Raw genomic sequence first — 13,707 nt, 5'->3', positions numbered from 1 at the left:
GCACTGCGTCAGGGATGCGCTGCTGCTGGTAGACGCCCGCCAGGATCACGTGATCGGCCAGACGGAGACTTTCAACGAGATCTTTTTCGAGCACTTTACGCCTGAGCGTGTTGGAGCGCGGCTCCAGCACGGCCCAGAGTCGCGCATCGGGATAGACGGAACGAAGCGCGCGCAGGGTTTCGCGAATCGCCGTTGGATGATGCGCGAAATCGTCGATGATGGTGATGCCGCGGATGACATCGCGAACCTCAAGCCGGCGCTTGACGCTTTTGAAGCTGGCCAGTGCGGTGACGATGGCTTCCCGGCTGATGCCTTGGCCCGCTGCGAGAGCCGCTGCCGCAGTTGCGTTGAGCGCATTGTGCTCGCCCGCAAGTTGCATCCTGAGTTCGGACCAGAACTCCCCGTTGTGCCAGATCTGCCATTGGTTCTGGCCGTCGGCGGGGCGTAGATTGCGAAGCTGCCAGTGGGATTCAGGCCTGAAACCGTAACGCTCAACGCGGCAGAATGCTTTGCTGATGCACTCAGTCACGTTTTCACTGCCATCGAACGCAACAAGCAGACCGCGTCGCGGCACCAGATTGATGAGGCGTTTGAACGCGACCTTAACGGCTTCGAGGTCGGCGTAGATGTCGGCGTGATCGAACTCAACGTGCGTGAGGATCAGCGCGTCGGGGAAATAATGCTGAAACTTCGGCCCCTTATCGAAGAAGGCAGTATCGTATTCGTCGCCTTCGATGATGAATGTGTGCGTGGGACGAAGCTGGAAGCTGGTGCCGAAGTTCTCCGCGACACCGCCGATCAGAAATGATGGTTCAAGCGCTGCGTCATCATGTGAGGCAACCTGGTAAATCCACGCCAGCATGCTGGTGGTGGTGGTTTTGCCGTGAGTTCCCGCTACGACGAGCGATTCCCGGCCCTTGAGAAACTCTTCGCGAAGCAGAGCGGCCATGGAGGTGAACGGTATGCGCTCATCGAGCACGCGCTCTATTTCAGGATTGCCTCGCGAAAGTGCGTTGCCGATAACGACGAGGTCTGGTGCAGGGTCGAGGTTTGATTCGGAATATGGCTCGAGAATTGGAATGCCGAGCGAGCCCAGCAGGTCGCTCATCGGCGGATACGCCGCCTTGTCTGAACCTGTGATGCGATGGCCCTGCAACTGAAGCAGTCCGGCCAGAGACGCCATGGCGGTGCCGCAGATGCCGCTGAGGTGGATGTGTTTGCGTGAGGATGTCATGCCTTCACCGCCGGCTCGAGCAAGGTAAGTTGAGCTTCATCTCCGGCACGTAATTCGGCTTCAACGCCAAAGATCAGTGTGACGTTCTGATGTGATACGTGACCGCTGCGAAGACCGATCGCAATTGGAATATCGAGACCGTCAAGAGCGGAGAGAATTGTGTCGTCCAGCAGATTCGGCGGCGCGCCGGGAGAGGTGCAGTCGAGCATCTCGCCAAAAACAATGCCACGCACGCCGTTCAGTTTGCCCGTCTGACGCATCTGCCACAGCATCCGGTCAATCTGGTAGGGCTTTGCGCCCACGTCTTCGATGAACAGGAGCTTGTTCTCTGTCGCAGGCTCCCAAGGGGTTCCGATGAGCGAAACGAGAATGCTGAGGCATCCACCGTATAAAGTGCCGGTCGCCGAACCGGGTTTCAAGGTGCGCAGGCCCGCAGTTTCTCCCAAGGAGTACGGCCGGCCGGCGAGCGCAGACTGGAGGCTCTCGAGATGCACACCGTCTTCAAGATAAAAATCCGCAGCAACCATGGGACCGTGAAATGCAGGAAGACCAAGCTGATCGAGGAGCCGAAGCTGGAGTCCCGTCATGTCGCTGTAAGCCAAAAATGGCTTTGGGTGGTTTTCGATAAGGACGAGATCGATTCCAGCAAGCAAGTAATTGGAACCGTAGCCTCCGCGGACCGCTGCTACGAAGGTTGTTTCCGGATCGGCAAAAGCCGCGTGAAGATCGTTAAGCCTCTGCTGAGGCGAGCCAGCAAAGAAGAGCGGGCCGCGTGTCTGGGTATTTGCGGCAAGGCGCGGCTGGTATCCAAGTTGGCGAAGACGTTCCGCGCCCTGGTCCACACGATCGGGGATTGCGAAGGAGGCCGGCGAAACGACGCTCACGCCGGCACCTGCTTCGATCGGACGTAGAGGCATCAGCGGCTTTGTGCCTTTAATTGCCTTACTTCGAGCAGTCATCCGCACCACGCTTCGCCGCGGGCAATCAGAGTTGCGGGTCCCGTGAGTTCGAGTTCACTGCCTGTGCCATGCCAGCTGACCGTTTGAGCACCTCCGGGCGCCAGGACGCGCAAGGGTGATTTGCAATTGTGGAATGCGATGGCGGCCGTCGCGGATGCTGACGTGCCGGTGCCGGACGAGGTGGTTGGGCCTACTCCGCGCTCGAAGATGCGGATTTCAATCTCTGCGGGACTCACGATGCGCAGAAACTCCACGTTGGTCTGGTGCGGAAAATCGGGGTGGACACAGATTTTCGCTCCAATCTCTTGCCAAGCCGATCCAGCGACTGAGAATCCGGGGTCATCGACTGCAATCACGAAATGGGGATTTCCGGTGGAGATGGCGATGCCGTCTACGGTGCGGCCGTCGGCGAGTAGAACCTGCTTACGTGAAGCGCTGGGAATTCCCATACCCGAGGTTACTTCGACCGAATAGACGCCATCTGTCTCGACGTGGTTGACACGGCAGATGCGCATCCCGGCGTCGGTCTCGATGCGCAACTCATCGCCGGCCTTTGCACCCGTCATTGAACTCATCCACGCGGCAACGCATCGGGTGCCGTTGCCGCTAATCTCAGCGATGGAACCGTCGGCATTGTGCAGGCGGATGCGTCCTGATTTGGATCCCGTCCAGGCAAAGAACTCGATGCCGTCCGCACCGACGCCTGTGTTGCGAGCGCAGAGCCGCCGGGTCAGTTCTGCCCAATCGCGCCTGGCCGCAGCATCTTCGGTCACAATCAGAAAATCGTTGCCGCACGCGTGCGCCTTGGCAAAGGGAATCAATCTTCCTCCGGATCTCGGAAGTTGAGCAGGGAATCGATAGCGGGTTCCGAGAGAAGTTTTCCGCGCAAATGCTCGTGCTGCTTCTTGGTTGCAGTGATGGTGAAAACGACACGCTGCAGGTCGCCGATTGCGTTAGTGGCGAAGTCTGCGAGCCGCTCGCCTGCCTTATCCATCGCATCGAGGATAGACCGAAGCATGGCCGTCTGATCGGTTCCGCGCGCTTCATAGATGAGCGAGTAGATTTTGATGCTGGCGCGCCGTTCTAGAAAGCCAACCATTTCGAGTGCAAAGATCACGATGAGGGTGGCGACTGCAGCAGGAGCCAAGAGTCCCGCGCCGCACGCCATGCCGATGGAGGCAACAACCCAAACGCTGGCAGCGCTGGTGAGTCCGCTGATGCGGCTGCGGTTGTGAATGATCAGTCCGGCACCGAGGAAGCCGATGCCCTGCACGATGTTCGACGCCACCTGTCCCTTATTCGGGCTGCCGTCTCCAGCAAGCACGGCTGAGAGCAACGTAAAAAACGCCGCGCCTAGACAGATGAGCAGGTTAGTCCGCACGCCGGCCGATCTGCGTTTGTATTCGCGCTCTAATCCGATTAAGCCGCCCAACAAAGAGGCTGCGATGAGCCGAGGAATAGCGCCGTTGAACACGACCTGCTGCTGAAGCCAGCTGAAGTCGAATGGCGCCGAAATATTGGCCAATGTCGTGCACATGGCTGTCACCTTGGCTAAGGCTATCACCGCTTTGCAGCTTTCGAACCGGGCGGGGTATCGGAGACGTAAACCGCGCCGGAATTCTGTCCGGGAGCTTCAAATCGTTGCACCAATTCAAGCCCTTCGGGGTGAGCTTTCACAGCCTGGTCGATCTGGTCGCCGTCGAAGGCGAGCACGATTGCCGCATGCGTTGCGGGAGCCGCCAAAGCCGCGGTGTAGTATTCCTTGTCACTTTCGTTGATGGTCTGGCGCAGCGGAATTCCGGTAAATGCGACCAGGTTTGGATAGACTGACGTCTCCATGAGAACGATCCCGCCACGCCGGGTTTCCAGCAGAGAACGCAACACCGGCGGGATCTCGCGTTCGAACGCCCGGCGCGACTGGATATTTTTGGCGCCTTCGGCGTACGTGAGAGGATGAGCGCGAAGCACCTGCCATGCATTGACGGCAACGATCGCGTAAAGCGCCGCAGCTGCGAAGCGAGTGGAATTCCGCTTGAAATCTCTTGCCACGGCGATTACGAATTGTGCCACGAATGCAAGTCCAAGCGCGAATGCTGGAAGCATCTCCAGACCGTAACGGGTGTTGTACCAGGAGTGCGGCCACCAAACGGGGAGAAAGATCGGAACCGAGCCGAATGCAATTGAATATGCGTAGAAGGGAACTGGCAGCCATAGAAGCAGCGTCCAGAGAAAGGCGCGCCGATGGGTCGTGAACCACGCCCAGGCTGTGCCTAGCACGGACAGGCTCAACAGGAAGTTGCCCCACGCTTCGGGCGCTGCGTCCAACTCTGCACACTTGATGAAGAACAGAAACGAAACCCAGGGATTGTGCCAGCCCGGGTGAGGCGGACCGGAGCCGGGAGTCGCGGTGCGCATCTCGATGGCAGCAGCGGAGTATGGGCCGCGCGCGAAGTCGAGCCAATCTCCAAAGACAATTGCGTTGTACGCAAACCACAACAATGGCGCCGCGACCACGGCCGCGCTCGCGATCCAAAAGCTGCGCGAGCGGAGGGTGCTGTGGCGAAGCTGGACAATACCGACGGACGTCCATGCCAGAACAGCCAGAATCCAGCCGTCATAGCGCGTGAAAACCGCTGCGACGAGGATCATCGCAATGCAGCACAACAATCGCGCCGCGCGCGGTGGGTTTTTGTTCAAGGCTCCTCGCCACTCCACCAGCCACACCGCCAGCCAGACCATCTCGCAGAGGAACAGCGGTTCGGTCATTGCCGTAGTTTGCAGATAGAGCAGGTTTGGATTCAGCGCGAAAAACGCGAGCGCTACCACCGCCGCTGACGGACGCAGCCAATGGCGAGCGAGTCGATACACACCGGCGCATCCGGCAAGATAGGCCAGGGCCGACGGAATCAGTCCTGCAATGCCATTGACCCACCAGGCGTAAACCGCGACAAAGGGAAGCATCAACAGATGCGGCAGCGGGAGCCAAACCGAACCAAGCTGGGAAAGGCCCGGTCGATGCGAATCGAAAACGCGGCGAGCGATGTGCAGGTGCGCCACCGCGTCGCCATAGTTCAACATTGCGCCGTTATGCCAGCTCCACAGGCTGGCGAGGACGGATGCTGACACCGTAAACGCCACCACCATCAGCCACTCGTTGCGGCTGATGGGGCGGCGAATCGGTTCTTCAGTCAAGGTGCGTCAGCTCGCGGAACAGCTTGAAGCGGTGGTCGATTTCCTCGCGGGTCAGTTGCTGCAGGCGCTCTGTGCCAAAACGCTCCACCGTGAATGAACCCATGACGGAGCCATAGAACATGGCTCGTCGGAATGCGCCGGGCGTGAGTTCGTGCTGCGAGGCGAGATAACCGAAGAAACCGCCGGCAAAGCTGTCGCCCGCACCCGTCGGATCGGTGACCTGCTCCAGCGGGAAGGCGGGAGATTTGAATGTGCGGGACTCCTGCGCGCCGGGGGTCGCTTTGTGGAAGAGCGTTGCGCCGTACTCCCCATGCTTGACCACAAGCATGCGCGGGCCCATCTCCATCACGGCGCGAGCAGCAAGAACGAGATTGTTGTTGCCTGCTAGCATGCGTGCTTCTGTGTCGTTGATGAGGAGGATATCGAGCCCCTTGAGGACTTCAAGGAGCGCACCCTTATGATCCTTGATCCAGTAATTCATGGTGTCGCCGGCTACAAGTTTGGCCCGCGGCGTGGCCTCACGAACTCGCCGTTGAAGAACAGGATCGATGTTGGCTAGAAACAGAAACTGCGAGTCGCGATACACGTCGGGGATTCTGGGCTCGAAGCCGGCGAAGACATTGAGGTCCGTCCGAAGAGTCTTGGCTTCATTGAGGTTGTCAAGATACGAGCCTTGCCAAAAGAAGGTTTTGCCGGGGGCGTGCTGGATGCCGGTGGTATCGATCTTGTGGGCATCAAAGACAGCTTGCTCGCTTGCGCTGAAATCTTCGCCAACGACGGCGATCACGCGCACATCGGTGAAAAAGCTCGCAGACAGCGAAAAGTAGGTTGCCGCGCCCGCGAGACAGCGCTCTCTGCGCCCTGCGGGTGTCTCGACAGTGTCAAAAGCAACGCTGCCCACAACGGTAATTGCCATGCATGACCTCTCTGGATTCGTGTGTTGGTGATGTTTCCGGCTCTACCAGCCGAGATATTTGCCGAAGAGCAGCTTCAGTCGTTCTTTTGCCGCAGCTGGAATCGCATCGGGCTGCGTGAGCACCGCAAACTTCGCTGCCGAGGCGCAGGCACAGTTCCGTTCCGCAGGCATTGCGGCTACCGCGGCCTTTACCACCTTGCAGGCGTTTTCCGCATTCTGGTGGAGAACGGCGACGATTTCTTCAATGGTGACGGAATCGTGACCCTCTCGCCAGCAGTCGTAGTCGGTAACCATGGCGACGGTGGCATAGCAGATTTCTGCTTCGCGCGCGAGCTTGGCTTCCTGCAGATTGGTCATGCCGATCACGTCCGCGCCCCAGCTTCGATAGAGATTCGATTCGGCCTTGGTTGAGAACTGCGGACCTTCCATGCACACGTAGGTGCCGCCAAGCTTGCCGACCACGCCTACGCTTTTGCAGCCTTTTTCAGCGGCCGCGGCCACCGTTGCGCATACGGGATTGCCAAACGCTACGTGGCCAACGATGCCGTCGCCGAAGAATGTGGAGATGCGATGGAAGGTGCGATCGATGAACTGATCGGGAATCACGAAGTCTGTTGGCTTGTGCTCTTCTTTCAGCGAGCCGACGGCAGAGACGGAGAGGATGCGCTCGACGCCGAGCTTTTTGAAGGCGTAGATATTGGCGCGGAAGTTCAGTTCAGATGGAAGGATGCGATGTCCGCGACCGTGGCGGGCGAGGAAGGCGACCTTGTGTCCTTCCAGTTCGCCGAGCACGAATGGGTCTGAGGGGTCGCCAAAGGGAGTTTCAATGCGTTCATCGTGGACGTTGGTAAATCCGGGCATCGAGTAAAGCCCGCTGCCGCCTATGATTCCGATCTCTGCCTGAGGCAATGCCGCTCCGATCAACAGGCCAGAGGAGGCCTGTCTGATTGATTCAACAAACACTTCAGTATAAAGGTCGGAGGCGGGGCGGATTCCGCTTTCGAGGTGTCTGGAACGGCAGGAGAGCTACATCGTCAAGACGGTACCCCTGATTGCTTCGATCCGATTATCGGCGGTTTCGCGAACCGCCCAACCAGCAATCAGCAAGCTGGGCGACTGGGTCGGGCGAGCCTTCCCCAATTCCGCAAGCGTGGTGCGCTGGACCTGCTGGCCCGGCTGCGCGGCGTGGGACACAATGGCGCAGGGGAAATCGGCCGGCAGGCCTTCCTGCAGCCATTCCAGCGCAAGCAGGCTCAGATCGCGACCCGGCATGTAAATAATGCGAGTAGCATCTTCGAGTTCTGGAACCGGCGCGTGATTGTGGGATTGCGCGTGATGTCCGGTCGAAAAGATCACGTTTGACGCCGCATTGCGATCGGTGAGCGAGCAGGGAATTGCCGCCGCAGCGGCAAAAGCAGCCGTGATGCCCGGCACTACTTCAAAAGCTACTCCGGCTAGTGCAAGCGCTGACATTTCTTCCGCTGCGCGCCCGAAAATCAAAGGGTCGCCGCATTTGAGCCGTACCACGCGACTGCCCGCTTCGGCATGGTCAATCATGAGTGCGTGAATCTCTTCCTGCGTAACGCTTTTTGTCCCGCAGCGCTTGCCCACGTTGACGACCTCAGCGTTTTCGCCGGCCAACTCGAGAATGGCTCGCGTGACCAGGTCGTCGTGGAGAACTACGTCGGCTGATTGGATCAGCCGGAGTGCCTTGACTGTGAGAAGGTCGGGATCTCCGGGACCAGCGCCGACGAGGAAGACTCTGCCTTCGGAATCCTGTCGGGACGAAAACTCCGGGCTTGATTTGAAGAACTGGCGTTCTGCTAGTTGATGCACGAGAGCTTTGCGGTCTTCGCCTGCCGGAAGCGTTGCAATGATCTCGCGCCGGAGCCGGCCCAGTTCCGTGAGCCAGGGGCCGATATCTGTCGATAGTTGCTCGTCGATCTCGCGCCGAATGCGCTGTGCGACTGCCGGGCTTTCGCCGGCTGTCGAGATGGCGATTTGCAGATCACCGCGGCGCACGATTGATCCAAAGTAGAAATCGCAATGCGGTGGATCATCCACGCTGTTGACGAGGATTCCTCGGCGGCCCGCCTCGCGATATACGGTCGCGTTGACTTCGGGATCGTTCGTTGCAGCGATCACGATAAAGTTGCCGTCGAGGTCCGTTGGATCAAATTTGCGCTGAATCCATTCAAGCTGTCCTTCGTCTGCAAGCCGTCGGATTTCCGCATTTGCTTCGGGTGCGATAACCCGGAGGCGCAACCCTGTGAGGAGCAGGCTATTGATTTTTTCGAGCGCCACGTTACCGGCGCCAACCACTAGCCCGGGTCTTCCCTCGAGTTTTAAGAAAATCGGCAGTAAGCTCATGGCAACCTCAGTCTGCAACCGCGTGGGGTACGCGGCCAGTGGGCACGTCACGCTCAACCGGCGCGAGACTTTCTCCTGCAAGGTAGCCGCGCAGTTCATCGTTGCTATGGCGCGCGAACCATGCACGGAGATTTTCATCGCCATCACGGGATGCGAGATATTCGCGGAGCAGCCGTGCAATCGCCTCGGGCACCAGCATCGCAGGCGAGCGATAGCCGACTGGCCGCGCGATGCCCGCGTTCTGTCCAACTGCCCCCCCGAGACAGAAGTAGTAGGCATCGACGAGCGTGCCCTCGTGCTTGATCTTCTTGCCCTCGATGCCAATGTCAGCGATCCAGTGCTGTCCGCAACCGTTGGGGCAACCGGTGACGTGCAACCGCAACTGCTGATCGAATTGCGGAACCCGCTCTTCGAGTTCATCCACCAGCCAGCGCGTAAAACCTTTGGTTTCCGTAATGGCAAGCTTGCAAAATTCTGTTCCGGTGCAGGCTACGGCCCCGCGCCAGAAGGCCGAGCCCTCCACGTGAAGACCGATGGCACCAAGCTCGCGAACCAGGTCGAGAGCTTTCTCATTGGGGACGTCGATGAATAACAGGTTTTGCGATACCGTTGCGCGGAGGGCGCCGCTGCCGTATTTATCCGCGAGATCGGCTGCGGCTTCCAGCTGCTCGCCGGTCAAGCGGCCGCGCAGTACAGATGCTCCCACGTAGCTGAGGCCCGCCTGCCGTTGACGGTGAATGCCAACGTGATCGCGGAGCGTTTCGTCCGGCACTATCTCGTCCGCTCCCGGCAGCAAAGTGAAATTCAGCCGCGATTGCAGTTCCGTCAAAAAGCTTTCGGCAGTCCATCCTTCTTTCATGAAGAGATATTTCAGGCGGGCGCGATCGCGGCTCTCGCGCAGCACCTGCTGGTCGCGGAAAATCTCAGTGATCGCTTTGACGACAGGCACAGCCTGCTCGGAAAGAACGAATGCATTGAGACGAACTGCGAGATGGGGTTCGTTGGAGAGGCCTCCGCCGACGCGCACTGAGAATCCAACCTGTCCGTTGTGCTTCACCGCTGTAAGCGCAATGTCGTTGATTTCGGGATAGCTGCACCACGATGGGCAGCCGAGTACGGAGATCTTGAATTTGCGCGGCAAGTTATAGAACTCGGGATTCGCCGTAAGCAGGTGGGCGATCTCAAGGGCGATCGGCGAGGCGTCAATGATCTCGTCATGCGCCACACCGGCCAGGGGGCACCCGGTTACGTTTCGAACCACATCGCCGCAGGCTCCCTTCGGGGAGAGGCCGATTGCGTCAAGCGCGTCCACCACTTCGGGAAGGGACTCGATCGTGAGCCAGTGAAGCTGGAGGTTCTGCCGCACGGTGATGTCAGCAAGGTTACGGGCATATTTTCGGGTGAGGCCTCCGATGGTGCGCAGCTGGTGCGAGGAGATGATCCCGTTGGGAATGCCGATGCGCATCATGAAGTAGTCAGAGACCAGGCCCTCGCCACCTTTGCCACCGACGGCGCCCACTCCATCGCCCTGGGTGTAAATGCCCCACCACTTGAAGTACATGGCCGCCCACTCGGGGACCACGCTGGAGCGCCCTTCACGCGCAAAAGCCCGCACCTCATCAAATGCTTCCCAGGGATTCTTGGCGCGTTTTAGTCGCTCGGTGCGCTGGGCTTTCGTCTCTTTTGTTTGAACTGCGTCGGTCATATGTCCTCGAGGGGAATTCGATTTTTCGGTAAAAAATGGAAAGCCCGCGACAGCTGGGGCTGTATCGCGGGCTCTCAGGAAACCTTGAAATGAATAGCTGGACTTTTACGGGGCCAAGGTCTACCTGTGCGCGCGAGGCGTCATACACAGGCGACAACAGGTCCTAAAGTCCATGCACCGATATTCGCAGGATGTGAGAGAAATTGCAACTGTTGCGTGGCAAGTGCTGGACTCGTGCTTCCTCGAGTGAAGACGCCGGTTCGCGATATCTTCCCGAATCTCCTTTTGATTGTGCAGAGTTCCCGGCATTCAACTCTGAGAACACTGCGATCCTCGTCGATACACGTGGTTCCGATCTCAGACCACGCTGTATCGCGGCGGGTGCATCTAAGGCTGTAGACCCGCATAGTACGAAATGGCAGGGAGAGAACCATTATGAAAATCGCGCAGGTTGCGCCCTTATACGAAAGTGTGCCACCCAAGCTCTATGGCGGGACCGAGCGAGTGGTCTCATACATAACGGAAGAGCTTGTAAAGCAAGGACATGACATAACCCTTTACGCGAGTGGGGACTCACAAACATCGGCGCGCTTGCGATCTGTCTGCCAAAGAGCCCTTCGACTCGACGGTGGCAAGCTGCTTTCGCCGCTTGCCCATCACCTGAATCTCATCGAAACAGTGGCGCAGGATGCGGACGAATTCGACGTGGTGCACTTTCACCTTGACTATCTCCCTTTTTCCCAGATTCGAAGACTCGAAATTCCCGCCGTCACCACGCTTCATGGCAGGCTTGACATTCCCGATCTCTACCCGCTGTTCAGAGAGTTCGACGATATGCGGCTAATTTCGATATCTGATGCCCAGCGCGCTCCAATGCCCTGGGCTAGTTGGCTGGCTACCGTCTATCACGGAATTCCAGAAGATCTGCACGTACCCACATTCTCATCGGGAGATTACCTGGCCTTTCTTGGCCGGATCTCGCCGGAGAAAAGAGTCGATCGGGCTATTGAGATTGCGCACCAAACAAGAATGCCGCTGCGGGTTGCGGCCAAAATTGACGAGGCGGATCGCAACTACTTTGAAACCGAGATCAGCGACCTGCTGGCAAATTCCGAGGTTGAATTTGTCGGTGAGATCGGCGAGCAGGAAAAGGCCGACTTCCTTGGCAACGCGGCAGCCCTGCTGTTTCCCATCGACTGGCCTGAGCCATTCGGCCTGGTCATGATTGAGGCCATGGCATGTGGCACCCCGGTCATCGCTTACCGCGGCGGATCTGTTGCTGAAATCATCGACCCGGGTGTAAACGGATTTATCGTGGAAAGCTTCGAAGAAGCCGTAGAAGCCGTGAAACAAATTCCGTCGATCGATCGCCGGTCATGTCACCAGCGGTTTTTGGAGCGCTTCACCTCGCGACGCATGTGTGAGCAATATCTGACCGCGTACGAACGTGGCATCTGGGAAAAGAAGCGTGCCGCTCGCGGCAAACGTGGACTCACACTCACCCTCTAAGTAAGGAGTCTTCTATCGATGGTGCCAACCGGACAGCGTGAACAGAATCGCGACGTCATTGAGGTCGATCAACAATTTTATATCCGGGCTTCGTCGGCTCTCGCTGACGATCGAACCAGGGTCCTGCTAAATGGCGACACGTTCGCTGTTTTCGATCGCAGCGGAGATATTCAGCCGGTTGGGTTCGGCCAGCAGGGAATCTTTCATAATGAAACGCGTCACCTGTCGCGTCTCGAAATGCTCTTTTGCGGATATCGCCCATTGCTGCTGAGTTCTACGATCCGCGAAGACAATGTTCTCTTCGGGATCGACCTTACAAATCCTGATATTCAACTGGATTCCGGGGGATCGCTTCCCCGGGGCACGGTGCACATCTATCGTGCCAAGTTCCTCACGGAATTGATCTGCTACGACCAGATCACCTTGAATAACTACAGTGATACGGCAATCGATGTCGAGCTTTCTTTCGCATTCGAAGCGGATTTTGCCGACATTTTCGAGGTGCGTGGCGAGAAGCGCGCGCGGCGCGGCGAAAAACTGCCTCAGGAAATCGGCCGCTCGTCTGTAACGCTCGCATACGAAGGCCTCGATAGCATCCGGCGTACCACGCGCGTCGTGTGCTCGCATCCTTCGTGTGAGCCGCACGACAGTGGCATCGCGGTTCCTCTTCACATCGAAGCGCATGGCGAGGTTTGTTTCACGGTCAATGTCATGTGCGAGTTCGGGGGGAACGGCTCGATGAACTCGAGCAGCTACGGTGAAGAGTTGCAGGCGATGATTCACAGGCGGAGCACGGGGCCGCTCGCGGAGGTAGACGTCCAAACCTCAAACGAGCAGTTCAATAGATGGATCCGTCGGTCTTGTGCAGACCTTGCCATGATGGTGACGGAGACCCCGCATGGGCTCTATCCGTATGCGGGTGTGCCGTGGTTCAGCACTGTGTTCGGTCGCGACGGCATCATCACCGCTCTCGAGTTGCTATGGCTGACGCCCTCGATTGCAAAGGGTGTGCTTTCATACCTTGCCGCAACCCAGGCGACAAGTCATGATGCCGCACGCGACGCAGATCCAGGCAAAATTCTTCACGAAATGCGCAAGGGTGAAATGGCTCGGCTCGGTGAAGTGCCTTTCGGCCGCTACTACGGAACGGTTGACGGCACGCCCTTGTTCGTCCTGCTCGCAGCGGCTTACTACGAGCGTACTGCCGATGCCGAATTTCTGCGCGAGATCTGGCCGAACATTCTTGCCGCACTTGAATGGATCGATGTCTATGGTGATCGCGACCGCGACGGCTTCGTCGAATATTCCCGCCAGACAGACCACGGATTGGTGCAGCAGGGATGGAAAGATTCAGGAGACTCGGTTTTTTACGCCGATGGCCGCCTGGCCGCTGGTCCCATTGCGCTTTGCGAAGTTCAGGCCTACGTGTATGCCGCCAAGAACGGCATTGCTTCAGTCGCTGCTGATCTGGGGCACAGTGACCACGCCGAACGGCTTCGTGCGCAAGCTGCTGATCTTCGTGCGAAGTTTCAATCCGACTTCTGGTCCGATGAGCTCGGGATGTTTGTCCTGGCGCTGGACGGCAAGAAAAGACAATGCTGCGTGCGAAGCTCGAATGCGGGCCAATGCTTGTTCTCTGGGATCGCTACCGACGCCCAACACCGCTTGATCAGTGAGGAGCTTCTTTCGCCCGCTTTCTTTTCCGGGTGGGGTGTGCGCACGCTCGTTAGCGGAGAGAGCCGATATAACCCCATGTCGTACCACAATGGGTCGATGTGGCCACACGACAACGCCTTGATCGCCTTCGGCGCATTGCGGAGAA

At 58.3% G+C, this 13,707-nt stretch carries 11 protein-coding genes; 2 read left to right on the top strand and 9 right to left on the bottom strand.

Annotated elements, in window-relative coordinates:
- The 9 genes from mpl to WA354_RS16190 all read right to left on the bottom strand — a co-directional run.
- Positions 1-1,234: UDP-N-acetylmuramate:L-alanyl-gamma-D-glutamyl-meso-diaminopimelate ligase (gene mpl / locus WA354_RS16230; protein WP_472814065.1), on the bottom strand; the 1,234-nt coding region annotated here is incomplete at its 3' end.
- Positions 1,231-2,151 carry a S66 peptidase family protein gene (locus WA354_RS16225; RefSeq protein ID WP_472814064.1) on the bottom strand — a complete coding sequence of 307 codons (921 nt, stop codon included), beginning with the start codon at positions 2,149-2,151 and terminating at the stop codon, positions 1,231-1,233. The genes mpl and WA354_RS16225, both read right to left, overlap by 4 nt.
- A 38-nt stretch (positions 2,152-2,189) precedes the next feature.
- Positions 2,190-3,014, bottom strand: coding sequence for a diaminopimelate epimerase (dapF, locus tag WA354_RS16220; RefSeq protein WP_472814063.1), 825 nt, complete (start codon positions 3,012-3,014; stop codon positions 2,190-2,192).
- Complete coding sequence (locus WA354_RS16215) at positions 3,011-3,730, bottom strand: MgtC/SapB family protein (RefSeq protein ID WP_472814062.1); 720 nt, start codon at positions 3,728-3,730, stop codon at positions 3,011-3,013. Before WA354_RS16215 ends, dapF begins: the two co-directional genes overlap by 4 nt.
- A gap of 23 nt (positions 3,731-3,753) precedes the next feature.
- Positions 3,754-5,385, bottom strand: a complete 1,632-nt coding sequence (locus WA354_RS16210) for a hypothetical protein (RefSeq protein ID WP_472814061.1) — start codon at positions 5,383-5,385, stop codon at positions 3,754-3,756.
- Positions 5,378-6,301 carry a PfkB family carbohydrate kinase gene (locus WA354_RS16205; protein WP_472814060.1) on the bottom strand — a complete coding sequence of 308 codons (924 nt, stop codon included), beginning with the start codon at positions 6,299-6,301 and terminating at the stop codon, positions 5,378-5,380. The genes WA354_RS16210 and WA354_RS16205 overlap by 8 nt, the downstream gene beginning before the upstream one ends.
- Positions 6,302-6,343: 42 nt before the next feature.
- A complete protein-coding gene (gene mtnP, locus WA354_RS16200; protein WP_472814059.1) occupies positions 6,344-7,210 on the bottom strand; it encodes an S-methyl-5'-thioadenosine phosphorylase in 867 nt (288 codons plus the stop codon).
- A 117-nt stretch (positions 7,211-7,327) separates the two neighbouring features.
- Positions 7,328-8,671 carry a siroheme synthase CysG gene (cysG, locus tag WA354_RS16195; protein ID WP_472814058.1) on the bottom strand — a complete coding sequence of 448 codons (1,344 nt, stop codon included), beginning with the start codon at positions 8,669-8,671 and terminating at the stop codon, positions 7,328-7,330.
- A 7-nt stretch (positions 8,672-8,678) separates the two neighbouring features.
- The gene (locus WA354_RS16190; protein WP_472814057.1) at positions 8,679-10,376 is read right to left on the bottom strand and encodes a nitrite/sulfite reductase; all 1,698 of its coding nucleotides are present in this window, start codon (positions 10,374-10,376) and stop codon (positions 8,679-8,681) included.
- Between the two features lie 435 nt (positions 10,377-10,811).
- Between WA354_RS16190 and WA354_RS16185 the strand changes: the two genes are divergently transcribed.
- Positions 10,812-11,885: a glycosyltransferase family 4 protein gene (locus WA354_RS16185; RefSeq protein WP_472814056.1), complete on the top strand. Its 1,074-nt coding sequence runs from the start codon at positions 10,812-10,814 to the stop codon at positions 11,883-11,885.
- An 18-nt stretch (positions 11,886-11,903) separates the two neighbouring features.
- Positions 11,904-13,707: amylo-alpha-1,6-glucosidase (locus tag WA354_RS16180; RefSeq protein WP_472814055.1), on the top strand; the 1,804-nt coding region annotated here is incomplete at its 3' end.

This window comes from Occallatibacter sp. (genome assembly GCF_049802275.1).
In the GTDB taxonomy this organism is placed as follows: Bacteria; Acidobacteriota; Terriglobia; order Terriglobales; family Acidobacteriaceae; genus Telmatobacter.
This window is presented reverse-complemented; position numbering and strand designations above follow the sequence as displayed.

Bases quoted from the DNA above. Each gene is read 5' to 3' on its own strand.
- WA354_RS16225 (WP_472814064.1), bottom strand. From the start codon at position 2,151: ATGCCTCTACGTCCGATCGAAGCAGGTGCCGGCGTGAGCGTCGTTTCG.
- WA354_RS16215 (WP_472814062.1), bottom strand. From the start codon at position 3,730: ATGTGCACGACATTGGCCAATATTTCGGCGCCATTCGACTTCAGCTGG.
- WA354_RS16205 (WP_472814060.1), bottom strand. From the start codon at position 6,301: ATGGCAATTACCGTTGTGGGCAGCGTTGCTTTTGACACTGTCGAGACA.
- cysG (WP_472814058.1), bottom strand. From the start codon at position 8,671: ATGAGCTTACTGCCGATTTTCTTAAAACTCGAGGGAAGACCCGGGCTA.
- WA354_RS16190 (WP_472814057.1), bottom strand. From the start codon at position 10,376: ATGACCGACGCAGTTCAAACAAAAGAGACGAAAGCCCAGCGCACCGAG.
- WA354_RS16185 (WP_472814056.1), top strand. From the start codon at position 10,812: ATGAAAATCGCGCAGGTTGCGCCCTTATACGAAAGTGTGCCACCCAAG.